Source organism: Chroococcidiopsis sp., assembly GCF_051657925.1.
Classification (GTDB): Bacteria; Cyanobacteriota; Cyanobacteriia; order Cyanobacteriales; family Chroococcidiopsidaceae; genus Chroococcidiopsis.
On the sequence record NZ_JBOFLP010000338.1, the window covers coordinates 1 to 12,530 of the forward strand.

11 protein-coding genes are annotated in these 12,530 nt (G+C 46.9%); 6 read left to right on the forward strand and 5 right to left on the reverse strand.

The window, feature by feature from the left end:
- Positions 1-3 precede the first annotated feature (3 nt).
- Entirely contained in the window at positions 4-1,068 is a 1,065-nt protein-coding gene (murG, locus tag ACRC32_RS26735; protein ID WP_438556819.1) for an undecaprenyldiphospho-muramoylpentapeptide beta-N-acetylglucosaminyltransferase, read from the reverse strand.
- A gap of 167 nt (positions 1,069-1,235) precedes the next feature.
- Here murG and ACRC32_RS26740 point away from each other — a divergent pair, with 167 nt between their 5' ends.
- Together ACRC32_RS26740 and ACRC32_RS26745 are read left to right on the forward strand one after the other, a co-directional pair.
- A complete protein-coding gene (locus tag ACRC32_RS26740) occupies positions 1,236-2,108 on the forward strand; it encodes a nuclear transport factor 2 family protein (RefSeq protein WP_438556820.1) in 873 nt (290 codons plus the stop codon).
- A 113-nt stretch (positions 2,109-2,221) separates the two neighbouring features.
- Positions 2,222-2,995 carry an SDR family oxidoreductase gene (locus tag ACRC32_RS26745; RefSeq protein WP_438556821.1) on the forward strand — a complete coding sequence of 258 codons (774 nt, stop codon included), beginning with the start codon at positions 2,222-2,224 and terminating at the stop codon, positions 2,993-2,995.
- Between the two features lie 94 nt (positions 2,996-3,089).
- Here the strand turns inward: ACRC32_RS26745 and ACRC32_RS26750 are convergent, their stop codons facing one another.
- From ACRC32_RS26750 to ACRC32_RS26760, 3 genes are all read right to left on the reverse strand, one after another.
- A complete protein-coding gene (locus tag ACRC32_RS26750) occupies positions 3,090-3,698 on the reverse strand; it encodes a hypothetical protein (protein WP_438556822.1) in 609 nt (202 codons plus the stop codon).
- Positions 3,699-4,035: 337 nt separating this feature from the next.
- Positions 4,036-4,629: a thylakoid membrane photosystem I accumulation factor gene (locus ACRC32_RS26755; protein WP_438556823.1), complete on the reverse strand. Its 594-nt coding sequence runs from the start codon at positions 4,627-4,629 to the stop codon at positions 4,036-4,038.
- A 42-nt stretch (positions 4,630-4,671) separates the two neighbouring features.
- A complete protein-coding gene (locus tag ACRC32_RS26760; RefSeq protein WP_438556824.1) occupies positions 4,672-4,803 on the reverse strand; it encodes a hypothetical protein in 132 nt (43 codons plus the stop codon).
- 435 nt (positions 4,804-5,238) lie between these two features.
- Between ACRC32_RS26760 and ACRC32_RS26765 the strand changes: the two genes are divergently transcribed.
- From ACRC32_RS26765 to ACRC32_RS26775, 3 genes are all read left to right on the forward strand, one after another.
- Positions 5,239-5,544: an ArsR/SmtB family transcription factor gene (locus tag ACRC32_RS26765; RefSeq protein WP_015154790.1), complete on the forward strand. Its 306-nt coding sequence runs from the start codon at positions 5,239-5,241 to the stop codon at positions 5,542-5,544.
- A 301-nt stretch (positions 5,545-5,845) separates the two neighbouring features.
- On the forward strand, positions 5,846-7,183 hold the full coding sequence (locus ACRC32_RS26770; RefSeq protein WP_438556825.1) for an efflux RND transporter periplasmic adaptor subunit: 1,338 nt from the start codon (positions 5,846-5,848) through the stop codon (positions 7,181-7,183).
- Positions 7,184-7,297: 114 nt separating this feature from the next.
- The gene (locus ACRC32_RS26775; protein ID WP_438556826.1) at positions 7,298-10,501 is read left to right on the forward strand and encodes an efflux RND transporter permease subunit; all 3,204 of its coding nucleotides are present in this window, start codon (positions 7,298-7,300) and stop codon (positions 10,499-10,501) included.
- Between the two features lie 63 nt (positions 10,502-10,564).
- On the opposite strand, the gene ACRC32_RS26780 is transcribed toward ACRC32_RS26775, so the two are convergent.
- Positions 10,565-11,896 (reverse strand): aspartate aminotransferase family protein, encoded by a 1,332-nt coding sequence (locus ACRC32_RS26780; protein ID WP_438556827.1) that lies wholly within the window; start codon positions 11,894-11,896, stop codon positions 10,565-10,567.
- Between the two features lie 164 nt (positions 11,897-12,060).
- Between ACRC32_RS26780 and recR the strand changes: the two genes are divergently transcribed.
- A partial coding sequence (recR, locus tag ACRC32_RS26785; protein WP_438556828.1) for a recombination mediator RecR occupies positions 12,061-12,530 on the forward strand: 470 nt, incomplete at its 3' end.

A 12,530-nucleotide genomic window follows, 5' to 3' on the forward strand; every position in this document is an offset into this window, starting at 1 on the left:
CTCCTATTCTTTCACCATCTCGCGGACTAACTGTGCCAATCTTGCAGCACTATCAGCTACCGCGATCGCACCTGCTTTTTTTCCCATTTGAGCTAACTTTTCAGGTGAATGCAACAAACTTAAAACTTCTTTCGTTAAGATTTCCGGTGTTAATTCTAGTTGACGAAATACTAAAGCCGCTCCCGCTGCCCCTAAAACTTGAGCGTTGTAATATTGATGATCTTCTGCTGCTGTTGGTAGGGGAATAAAAACTGCTGGCTTGCGGGCGATCGCTAATTCCGTTACCGTACCAGCTCCAGCTCTGGCAATGACCAAACTTGCCCGATGCAACAGCCGCGCCATATTGTCATAAAAAGGCAGTGCAATATACTGCGGATGTTTCAAACTTTCCACGTCAGGATCGTTACTTCCCGTCTGATGCACCACCCACGCTCCAGCCTCAAACCAAGCCGCAGCAGACTGACGCACTAACTTGTTGACAGCTACCGCACCCTGACTACCACCGACAATTAAAATCAGCGGTACGTTATCGGGAATAGGTAGATCTAAAGAGGGCAAGGTATCCAGCGCCTCTACTTGAAACTGCGATCGCACGGGCGTACCTGTAAAGATGGTTTTGACTCCAGGTAAGTATTTTGCTGCTGGTTCAAACCCAATCGCAACAACACTACACCAACGACTTAAAAAGCGAGTCACTTTACCAGGAATAGCGTTCGATTCGTGCAAAATCACGGGCAACCCAAGCGATCGCGCTGCAATAACTGCTGGAGCTGCAATATATCCACCCGTTGTTAACACCCCTTGAAACTGCCCATGTTTTAGCAACTGTCGCGCCTGAAAGATAGCAAGAGCAAGTTTAGTTAAAATTTTTACCGTACCCAGTCCCAAGCGTTGCTGAATGCCTTCTACATCGATAGTATGCAAGCGATATTGGGATGGAACTAATTGAGTCTCTAATCGATTCGGAACCCCCAACCACTCAATCTGGTAATCTGATAACTGTTCCGCAGTGGCGATCGCCGGAAACAAATGTCCCCCAGTGCCACTTGCTGCAATCAATAGTCGCATCCGTGCATCCCCCATTCCCTTCTACCAAGTCAAGACACAGGTTAACCTAAGATAGAGCAAATGATGTTGTTTTTGGTCATTGGTAGTTCACAAGTGACAAATGACAAATGACAACCAACACGAGTTGTTATAACTGCTTCACCAGTTAAATACTTAGGCGATCGTCAATGGGTAAAATTTTGAATTCTCTGTCTGCTTGCTTGTTAGCTCCAGTACTGCTAGCACTCTCTGTCACAGTCTCAAGCAACCGTACCGTTGCCCAAGCTCCAGTACAAACCCCGCCAGCATCCACCCCCGCTAATGCGCCTCAGCCTCAGCCACCAGTACCGCTCAACGCACCCGCAGAACTGACAAACATAATTGCGCAAATCGATGCGGCTGCCAACCAACGCAACATTAATGAGGTATTAAAGTTTTATAGTCCCAATTTCACTCATTCCGATGGCTTAACGCGCCAAAGCATGACACAAGCTTTAACTACTTTATGGAAGAGTTACCCGCAGCTCAAGTATCAGACGCAACTGCAATCGTGGCAACCTCAAGGCAAGGCAATTATTGCAGAGACGGTGACTAAGATTACTGGCACGCAGCCGCAAGCAGTTGGTAATACGCTACTCGATGCCACCATTAGATCCAAACAGCAGTACGAGAACGGTCAAATCGTACAGCAGGAAATTCTTTCAGAGCAAAGTCAAATTAAAACTGGTGACAAACCGCCGACAGTAGAGGTCAAACTACCTCAGCAGGTAAAACCCGGGCAGCAATATAACTTTGATGCAGTCGTGCGAGAACCATTAGGTGAAGATTATCTCCTCGGTGCGGCGATCGAAGAACCAATTAGACCAGAGAATTTCACAAATCCGGCGCGGGTAGATCTAGAGTTACTCTCATCAGGGGGATTATTTAAAATTGGTCGCGCTCCCATCAAACCCGATCGCTACTGGGTTTCTGCCGTACTCATCCGAGGCGATGGCATGACACTGGTAACTCAGCGCCTTAATGTAGTGGGTAAAAATCCACCAGCGGCGCAGAAGCCATAATCGAAGTCGGGAGTCGGGAGTCGGGAGTCGAAAGTCGGGAAATTTTGACTTTTGACTTTGGACTTTTAACTTTTGATTTTTGACTTTTAACTTTTGACTTTTAAGAAAGGAGTATGATTTCAGTCCGACATCAGATTGTATTAATTACGGGTGCAAGTAGTGGCATTGGTGAAGCGACAGCGCAAATATTTGCCCAAGCTGGTGCTAAGTTAATCTTAGTAGCCCGTCGTCAAGAACGATTAGCACAATTGGCAGACGATCTCAATAAAGAATTTGCCAGCGATATACATACTATGCAGTTGGACGTGCGCGATCGCACCAGTATAGAATCGGCTTTAGCTCAGTTGCCATCTGAATTCTCCGCGATCGACGTTTTAATTAACAATGCTGGTCTGAGTCGCGGTTTAGACAAGCTCTATCAAGGCAGTTACCAAGATTGGGAAGAAATGATCGATACCAATATTAAAGGGTTACTCTACTTTACCCGCGCGATCGTCCCAGGAATGGTAAGTCGCAGACGGGGACATGTTGTCAACCTCGGCTCGGTTGCGGGACATCAAACTTATCCTAACGGTAATGTTTACTGCGCTACTAAAGCCGCCGTCAAAGCAATTTCTGAAGGCTTAAAACAAGACCTACTGGGGACTCCCGTGCGGGTTACATCCGTCGATCCTGGGATGGTAGAGACGGAATTCAGCCAAGTCCGATTTCACGGTGACACCGAACAAGCAAATAAAGTGTATCAGGGACTCAAACCCCTCATGCCGGAAGATGTAGCCGATGTCATTTTCTTCTGCGTCACGCGATCGCCCCACGTTAATATCAGCGAAGTTTTGATGATGCCCGTGGATCAATCTAGTTCGACTTTGTTTAATCGTAGTGAGTAGTGGCTAGTGACTGGTGACTAGATATACTTAAGAACTCTGGTTCCACCAGCCACTAACAACTGACCAATGACCAATGACCAATGACCAATGACCATTAACAAATCGGTCGATTCCCAGGATGCACAGCATGAATGTACTCGCTACCAGAATCGGGCCAGCCGCGTTTGTAGGCTGCTTCTTGGGGTTGACCCCAACCCAGTTGCAGAATAATTTCAAGAAAATTTATATTTTCTGATTTCCACAGAGTCGCCCATTGGGTTCGATGCACGATCCTTTCGACATCAGCTGGCGTAATCTGTCGGTAGCCTTTGCCGTGATTGATACTGAGGTAAATATCCATTCCTGCCGTGACTTCTCGCCAAAACTCGGCGATCGCCGTCTTATAATCTTTCAAAATCTCTAAATCTTCAGGTACGGCGATCAAGTGGGCATCAACTTCAGGATATGCGATTGTTTTACCTTTAACCGTCATCTGTCGCCAGACAATGCCAGATACCCCATGTTCTATTTGGTAACGATGTACTGCTGCCTTAAAGTCTTGATAGGCGGTAAACTTTTGCAAGCCTTCGGGTTTGAGATACTTGTCGATCGCAATATTACCCGAAGGTTGCGCCGCCAAGTTGAGCCTTTGTCCCTGGAGACAGGCTTGGCGTTCGGCTGCCAAAATCTCAATCAGCTCCTGTGTAGTGTACGCTTTTGTCATTAACTAGTGGCTAGCGGCTAGTAGAACCAATGACTAGTTGGGGCTATTGCCGATCATTTTGCCTAAAAATTGTCCTTTTGTCTGCGCATCTGCAATACATTTTGAGGAGTGAGGAGTGAGGGGCGAGGTAAAGGACAAGGGGGAGAAGTCAGAAAGTCAGAAGTCAGAAGCGATTCACGCACCACGACGCGGCGCGCAGCTCCAATACGCGGGACACCTCTGCTTCCGCTCGCTCCACCACTCACTACTCACTTACCGTCAATCATCAACTAACAACCAACAACCAACAACTACCAATTTCCCTCACTCCTCACTCCTCGCTCCTCACTCCTCACTTCTATTCCGTCACTTCAGAACTAAATTCATTGAAAGAGCGGCGTTTCAACTCAGATGATTCGGTGCGGGGTAATAAGTCAAATACTTCTCGCAGGGTGTCATCTACTCGTTCGTAAGGAACTTGTCCTGTTTGATTCAGGACGACTTTACCCGCTTTGTCGAATACAATAACTTGCGGGACTGCACCCTTGTAGTAGTAGCCAGGTTCGGTGGGCTTGTAGGTCAATTCCGGTAAAATGGTGTCTACATTGACGGGAATAATATCTGTTGCCCGACCATAGAAGGCTTGCATCCGCGATACTGCTGAAGCATACTGCTTACAATCGCTGCAATCGTCTAAGTACAACACTAGCAGCGTGGCGCGATCGCTTGCTGCCATAGATTTTTCTAGGGTTGTTTTTGGTGGTACTAGTGAGGCATTTCCACCATACAACACAAAAATGTTCCCCTCATAATTGTCGTCGTTGATTCCTGCTAGAGCAGAGGGCATTCCCAAGCAGTACGAAAATACGACAAATAGTAATAACAACTTAGTCAACAATCGTCTCCATCGACGTGTCGCGTTTGGAGGTGACTGGAGCTGAAAAAAATTCATTGCAGCAAACCTTAGATTTGAGCCAATAGTCCACATCTACCATTAGACTATTTTTTTGCTGTTGGTTGTTGGTTGACGGTTGACAGTTATTGTTCCCCTGCTCCCCTGCTCCCCTGCTCCTCTACTCTCTTCCCCCTGCTCGTGCGCTCCCTGCTCTCTGCTCCCTTTCTTCACTAACAACTGATAACTGATAAGACAAATTGATGTTAATTTTGTTAACTACATCTATCTTAAGTCGGAAATCAGAATCGGTAGTTTTGATTTAGTCTATATAAGGAGAAGCATAAGCTAAAAATTCTGTTTTAGAAATAGAAATTGGAGGTTTGAAGTCGCGAAAATCTGAAAAAGGTGTAGATTCGCGATCGTTCGTTCAATCTGGGTGCTAGCGGTTGACAGGAGCAGTTAATCGATGTATATCAATATATAAAAGACATAGTTATTTAGACAGGGTTATTTATACATAGTTACTGAAACTATGTTACTGGAACTATAGGTATTAAAACTATGAGTTATTGAAACTATAGTTATTCAGGCATAGGATTAAGGCTATGTTATTGAAACTATGTATTAGGTTGCGTCGATTGGTTGAGTAACTAGGAAATATTTCAAATGGACGCAGCCCAATTTCAGCAAGTGGCAAAAGCTCTAGCAGAGCCACGACGATTGGAAATTCTAACAGCGATCGCTACCCATGATGAGCTATCTTGCCGAGAAATAGTCGAGCAGTTTCCTGTATCGCAAGCAACAGTTTCTCATCACATTAAGGAGTTAGTTAAAGTCGGTTTGATCGAAACAAGGCGTGCAGGGCAATACTGTTATTACAGTTTTCGTGCGGAAGTTTTGTCAATTTATATTACTCAGTTACAGCAACTTTTGACAATAAACATTCAACAAAAATCGCCGGAACGAATTTAAGTGACTTGAAGTGGAGACAACTAATAATCTCGATCGCGTACAGAAGGAAATTTAAAACTATGACGAATATAACTTTCACCGAAATTACAGGAGTCACCACTTAAGTAATCAAACCGCTAACTGACAACTTTTTTGTAGAGACGTTACATCTAACGTCTCTACACTGATAACTGTAGAGTTTGGTATTGACCGATGAACTATTACACAAAGGTGAGGCAATAAGCCAAAATTACAATTCTCTGAAGAAAATTCCTGACTCTTCGTTAGTCAAAACTTTTATTTAGTAAGCTTTCTATTCAATATGGAATCATCAGAACCTAAAGCATCCGTAGCGGATGAGAGAAAACAAGTCCAAGACAGACCCCCAGGTAAGCGACGTAAACCATGGATGTGGTTACTAGTCGGTTTAATCGCCATTGGTGGCGGAGTTGGACTGTGGTATTTACTCGCACCCAAAAATCAAAACTCCAATTCAGCCGCACAGCAGCAACCGCCAACTAAGGTGAGGCTAGCCACCCTAGAATCAGGAGCAGTCAGCGAAAGTAGCGAGTATATTGCCAATTTAGAATCGCGACGATCCGTGACTTTACAGCCGAGAATTGAAGGGCAAGTCTCTCGTATTTTCGTTCGTCCAGGCGATCGCGTCAATCGGGGAGCGAACCTGATTCAAATCGATCCAGAAGAACAACAAGCAGCCGTCAGGAGTTCTAGCGCCGCGATCGCAGCTGCCGAAGCAGAAGTGGCAAATGCCGAAGCAACCCTGAGTTCCCTGCAAGCAGAACGCCTTTCTAACTTGTCGAATGTCAGATTCAACGAGAAAGAATACAAGAGATATTCTGACCTTGCCGACCAAGGAGCGGTAGCGCGATCGGTTGCGGACGATTATACCAACAGAATTGCTACGGCAAAAGCCGAACTCAATGCGATCGACAAACGCATTGCCGCTCAGAAAGCTACCGTAGCTCAACAGGAAAAAGCCTTGGCAGAAGCAAGAGCGAATACCCAAGGACAGGAAGCGCAACTGAAATACTACACGATTACAGCACCCTTTGTGGGTACAGTGGGGCGAATTCCGGTTAAAGAGGGAGATTTTGTGAACACATCAACCCAACTCACGAGCGTCACCGAGAACCAACCCCTAGAAGTCAATATTTCCGTACCCATCGAACGAGGACCAGAACTACGTCAGGGGATGCCAGTAGAGCTGCTTGACGGACAAGGCAAGCGTGTAGGAACGAGCAAGGTCTTTTTCATTGCCCCTAACACCGCTACTAATACCCAATCCGTACTCGTCAAATCTCTATTTGAAAATTCCCAAAATCAACTGCGTGCCGACCAATATGTAAGAGCGAGAGTCATTTGGAATCAAAGCCAAGGCATTCTCGTTCCCACAACGGCAATTAATCGGATTGGCGGGCAAAACTTCGTCTATGTAGCCGAATCAGCACCACAACAACAGCAATCTCAACAGGCACAATCGGGACAACCACAACTGATAGCACGGCAAAAACCCGTGAAATTAGGCAGCATTCAAGGTAACAATTACCAAGTTCTCGAAGGACTAAAACCTGGAGAGCGAATTATTACTTCAGGACTGCTTAACCTCAGAGACGGCGCACCGATCGCTCCTGAATCTTAAGGATACAAGGGAGTCAATGGTCAATAGTTAATGGTCAATGGTTAATAGCAATCAACCATTAACTATTAACTATGAACCACTCCCTACTCCCTACTCCCTACTCCTTACTTCCTCATGTTTGTTGACTTTTTTATCAAGCGACCAGTTTTTACGAGCGTCTGCGCCATCATTATTTTGCTGGTAGGAGCGATTAGCATTCCTACCCTGCCCGCCGCTCAATATCCTGAAATTGCGCCGCCCCAAGTGCAAGTAACCGCTAACTACGTTGGGGCAAGTGCAGAAGTCGTAGAAAATACAGTAACAACCGTAATCGAACGGGAAATCAACGGCGTTGATGGAATGAGATACATCAACTCCAGTAGCGCCAACGACGGTACGAGTACGATTACAGTCACGTTTGAAGCAGGACGGGATCTCGATATTGCTGCTGTAGACGTGCAAAACCGCGTTTCGATCGCCGAACCGCAGTTGCCGCAGGAAGTGCGTCAAGTCGGCGTAACGGTGACAAAGCAGACCAACAACCTGCTGTTGGGCATGGGTATATTCTCGCCTAACAAACAATATGACAACGTTTTCTTGAGCAACTACGTCGATCTTTATATGGTCGATGCCTTGCAACGAGTCAAGGGCGTGAGCGAGGCGCGGATTTTTGGCGAACGTCGCTATGCTATGCGCCTGTGGCTAGATCCCGATAAACTCGCCAGCCGTAATTTAGCAGCACAAGATGTTGTCGATGCTGTCGAAGAACAAAACTTGCAAGTAGGTGCGGGGCAAATCGGTCAACCGCCCACAGAAGACGGACAACAATATCAAATCGACTTGCGGGCTGTAGGTAGACTTGTCGATGTGTCTCAATTTGAGGACATGGTAATTTCGACTGCACCAGACGGAACCCTGATTAAGTTGAGAGATGTAGGACGGGTAGAACTGGGAGCGCAAAGCTACAGCTCGTTCCTGCGGTATCGAGGTCAAGAGGCAGTAGGGATCGGGATCTTTCCGATTCCAGGTAGCAACGATTTGGAGGTGGCGCGAAATGTTAAAGCCGAAATGGAACGGCTATCTCAACAATTTCCGCCAGGGATGGACTATCAGGTAGCCTATGACACGACCTTATTTGTAGAAGAGTCCCTCAAAGAAGTCATTATTACCCTGCTCATGTCTGTGGCGCTGGTAATTGCGGTGATTTACCTGTTCTTGCAAGACTGGCGCACGACTTTGATTCCGGTTGTGACAATTCCTCTAGCTTTGATCGGCACGTTTGCTTTTGTTAAAGCGTTCAATTTCTCGATTAACTCCTTGACGTTGTTCGGTTTAACCCTTGCCACAGGGATGGTAGTAGACGATGCGATCGTTGTTGTGGAAGATATCTCTCGCTTAATTCAAGATGAGGGAATGCCACCGCGTCAAGCAGCATCAGAGGCGATGCACGAATTGTTTGGGGCAGTCATTGCTACATCACTAGTCTTGATGGCGGTGTTTGTCCCCGTCGCCTTTTTCCCCGGAGCCACAGGACAAATTTATCGGCAATTTGCGCTGACGATCGCCTTCTCAATTGCGATTTCTACCTTCTTGGCGCTGACCCTTACACCTTCACTCGCAGGCTTGTTGCTGCGACAAAAACCACCCGCACGGGGTCCGATTGCGTGGCTGTTTGGTAAGTTTAATAACTTCCTCGATCGGTCGCGACGGGGGTACGAGCGATCGCTCAATTTTCTGACGCGGATCAAACCAATTGTTTTAGGGATATTTGTTGTCTTCTTGGGACTGACGGTGTGGTTGTATCAAATCGTCCCTACCGGATTTTTACCTGATGAAGACCAAGGCTATTTCATCACCCTAATTCAGGGACCTGAAGGTGCTTCGCTAAACTACACCAGCGACGTGATGCGGAAGGTAGAAACCGAATACCTCAAATTACCTGAAGTGCGAGGAACTTTTGCTGTAGGTGGTTTCGGGATTGGCGGTACGGGTAACACTGCTAATAGGGGGGCAATTTTTACTACGCTCAAACCTTGGGGCGAACGCTCTGGCGAAGGACAATCGGCAGAAGGTCTAATTAACAGGATGCGAGGTGTTGTTTCCCAATTTCCCGAAGCCAGAATTCTGCCTGTAAATCCGCCCGCAATTCGTGGTTTAGGTAGTGTCAGCGGTTTCCAATATCAACTGCAAGACCGTCAGGGAAATATCCCCCTCAACGATCTTGTCGGCGTGATGCAGCAATTGATGCAACGCGGAAATCAAACCCCTGGATTGTCAGCTGTCTTCAGTACTTTTGGGGCAAATGCACCCCAAATGGAGATCGAGATCGATCGCAACAAAGCCAAAGCCTTACAAGTCGATGTAGACGAGATTTTGAATACCCTGCAAACATACATGGGTTCGCGCTACGTCAACGATTTCACTTTGCAACGGCGGACTTATCGGGTATACGTCCAAGCTGACAAGCAATTTCGCTCTAATCCAGAGGATATTGGTAAGCTGTACGTGCGATCGAATCAAGACGATCCAGACCAGCGGCAGATGATTCCTCTGAGTAACTTAGTGAAAGTTACCCCGACTACTGGGGCGCAGTCAATTACCCACTACAACCTCTTCCGTTCGATCGAACTTAACGGTTCAGCAACTCCTGGCTTCAGCACCGGACAAGCAATGGATGCGATGGCAAAACTGTCAGCGGAGATTCTCCCAGCTAGTATGGGCTACGAGTGGTCGGGTATTTCCTTAGACGAGACAGAATCGGGCGGTCAAGCACCTATTATCTTTGCTTTAGGTTTGGTCTTCGTATTCCTAGTGCTGGCGGCTCAGTACGAGAATTACGTCGATCCTTTAATCATCATGCTGGCGGTTCCCCTAGCAATTTTCGGAGCGTTGTTAGCTCAGAATATGCGGGGTTTACCGAATGATGTTTACTGTCAGGTTGGTTTGGTGATGTTGATCGGATTGGCAAGTAAAAACTCAATTCTGATTGTAGAATTTGCCAACCAATTGCGCGATCGCGGACTCTCAATTACTAGAGCGGCGATTCAAGCTTCCCAAGAACGCTTGCGACCGATTTTGATGACGGCTCTTTCGACCTTGTTGGGGATTTTCCCCTTAGTCATTGCCGTGGGTGCGGGGGCAAAAAGTCGTCAAGCACTCGGTACGGCAGTATTTGGCGGCATGTTCGTGGCAACGTTCTTGAGTTTGTTTGTCGTGCCAGTACTGTACATTGTTATCAGTAATTTGCGCGATCGCTTCCAATCTCGTCGTCCACCTCAGCCACCCCAGCAGTTGGAACCCAGCGATACAGATATCAGAGTCGCTTCTGAAAGCCGATAATAAATTGTCGTTCGATCTGAAGTAGGGGCGCACAGCTGTGCGCCCCTACAGTCTATGTAATCATCACGCTAATTGCTTCAACACATCCGTTACCACGCCAAATAGTTCGTCGATATGCTGCTTCTCAATAATTAAAGGTGGTGACAAGGCAATATTATCTCCCGCAGCTCTGACTAATGCCCCTTGTTGATAGCATTTGACAAAAGTTTCATATCCCCTTGCTCCCGGTTTGCCTGGAATTGATTCTAGTTCGATCGCTCCTACCAATCCCAAATTGCGTAAATCGATAACATGGGGTAAACCGCGCAAACTGTGGACGGCATCTTCCCAGTAATTCGCAATTTCTGATACGCGAGTCAGCAATCCTTCTTTTTTGTATATATCTAACGTAGCCAGAGACGCAGCACAGGCGACGGGATGACCGGAGTAAGTGTAGCCGTGGAAAAATTCAATCCCGTTTTCTATGCCCTGGACAAAGGTTTGATAGATTTCCTCGCGCACGAACACTGCCCCCATTGGCACAGTAGCGTTGGTAATTCCTTTCGCCACCGTAATCATGTCTGGTATGACTCCAAAATAATCGGCAGCAAATGGCTTACCCAAACGCCCAAAACCCGTAATCACTTCATCAAAAATCAGTAAAATGCCGTGTTTATCGCAAATTTGGCGTAACTTTTGCAAATATCCGACTGGTGGTAGCAAAACTCCCGTCGATCCTGCAACTGGTTCGACAATAACAGCAGCAATGGTTGAGGCATCATGTAACGTTACCAGTCGCTCTAACTCGTTAGCTAAATGCTCGCCCCACTGAGGTTGTCCGCGAGTAAAGGCGTTATGTTCTAAATTATGGGTGTGGGATAAATGATCGATTCCAGTTACGATGTTGCCGAATAACTTGCGGTTTGCTCCCGTGCCTCCCACCGCCGTACCACCAAAATTTACCCCGTGATAGCCGCGTTCTCTACCAATTAGTCTTTGCCGCGCCCCTTGACCTTTAAGCCGATGATAGGCGATCGCAATTTTCAAAGCTGTATCGACAGATTCCGAACCAGAATTGGTGAAAAAGACGCGATTCAAATCTCCAGGTAACAGTTCTACTAGCCGTGTTGCCAATTCAAACGGTGCTGGATGTCCCATTTGAAACGTCGGAGCAAAATCCAATTGCATCACCTGTTTTTGTACCGCATCAGCAATTTCTCGGCGACCGTGACCGGCATTGACGCACCATAACCCCGCCGTACCATCAATTATCTGCCGACCATCAGCTGTAGTGTAATACATCCCCTCAGCCGCCACTAACAAACGGGGACTAGCCTTAAACTGACGGTTAGCTGTAAACGGCATCCAAAAGGCATCTAGATCGCTGCTGGGAAGATTAGTAGTTGCTAATTCCATAAATTTAACTGGGGGGCTGAAAGCTCATTTACATCTTAAATCGTGTTGGTCATTGGTCATTGGTCATTTGTGAGTGGCTAGTGGCTAGTTGCTAGTGGTTAGGCTCTGTTCTAGCCACCAGCCACCGATCGCTAGCCACTACTAACTGATAAAATAGAAAGGCGATCGCAGGAGATAAGACCACGGTTTACGCACGTCCTTTGGCTCGTTTGATCGAGCAGTTGCAGCGCTTGCCAGGAGTAGGTCCCAAGACCGCTCAGCGCCTTGCTTTACACATTTTGAAACGTCCAGAAGCAGAAGTTCAAGCCTTAGCACAGGCTTTATTAGAAGCCAAGCAGCAAGTGGGTTTGTGCAAAGTTTGCTTTCATTTATCGGCGGAACCCGTTTGCGAAATCTGCCGTAACTCTAACCGAGATAACAACACAATTTGCGTTGTGGCTGACTCCCGTGACGTGATTGCTCTGGAAAAAACTAGGGAATATCACGGCAAGTATCACGTTTTGGGGGGAGTGATTTCGCCGATGGATGGCATCGGACCCGAACAGCTAACAGTTCAATCACTGGTACAACGGGTGAGTCAACAACAACCCAAGGAAGCGATTTTAGCAATTGGTCCTAGCGTGGAAGGAGAGAC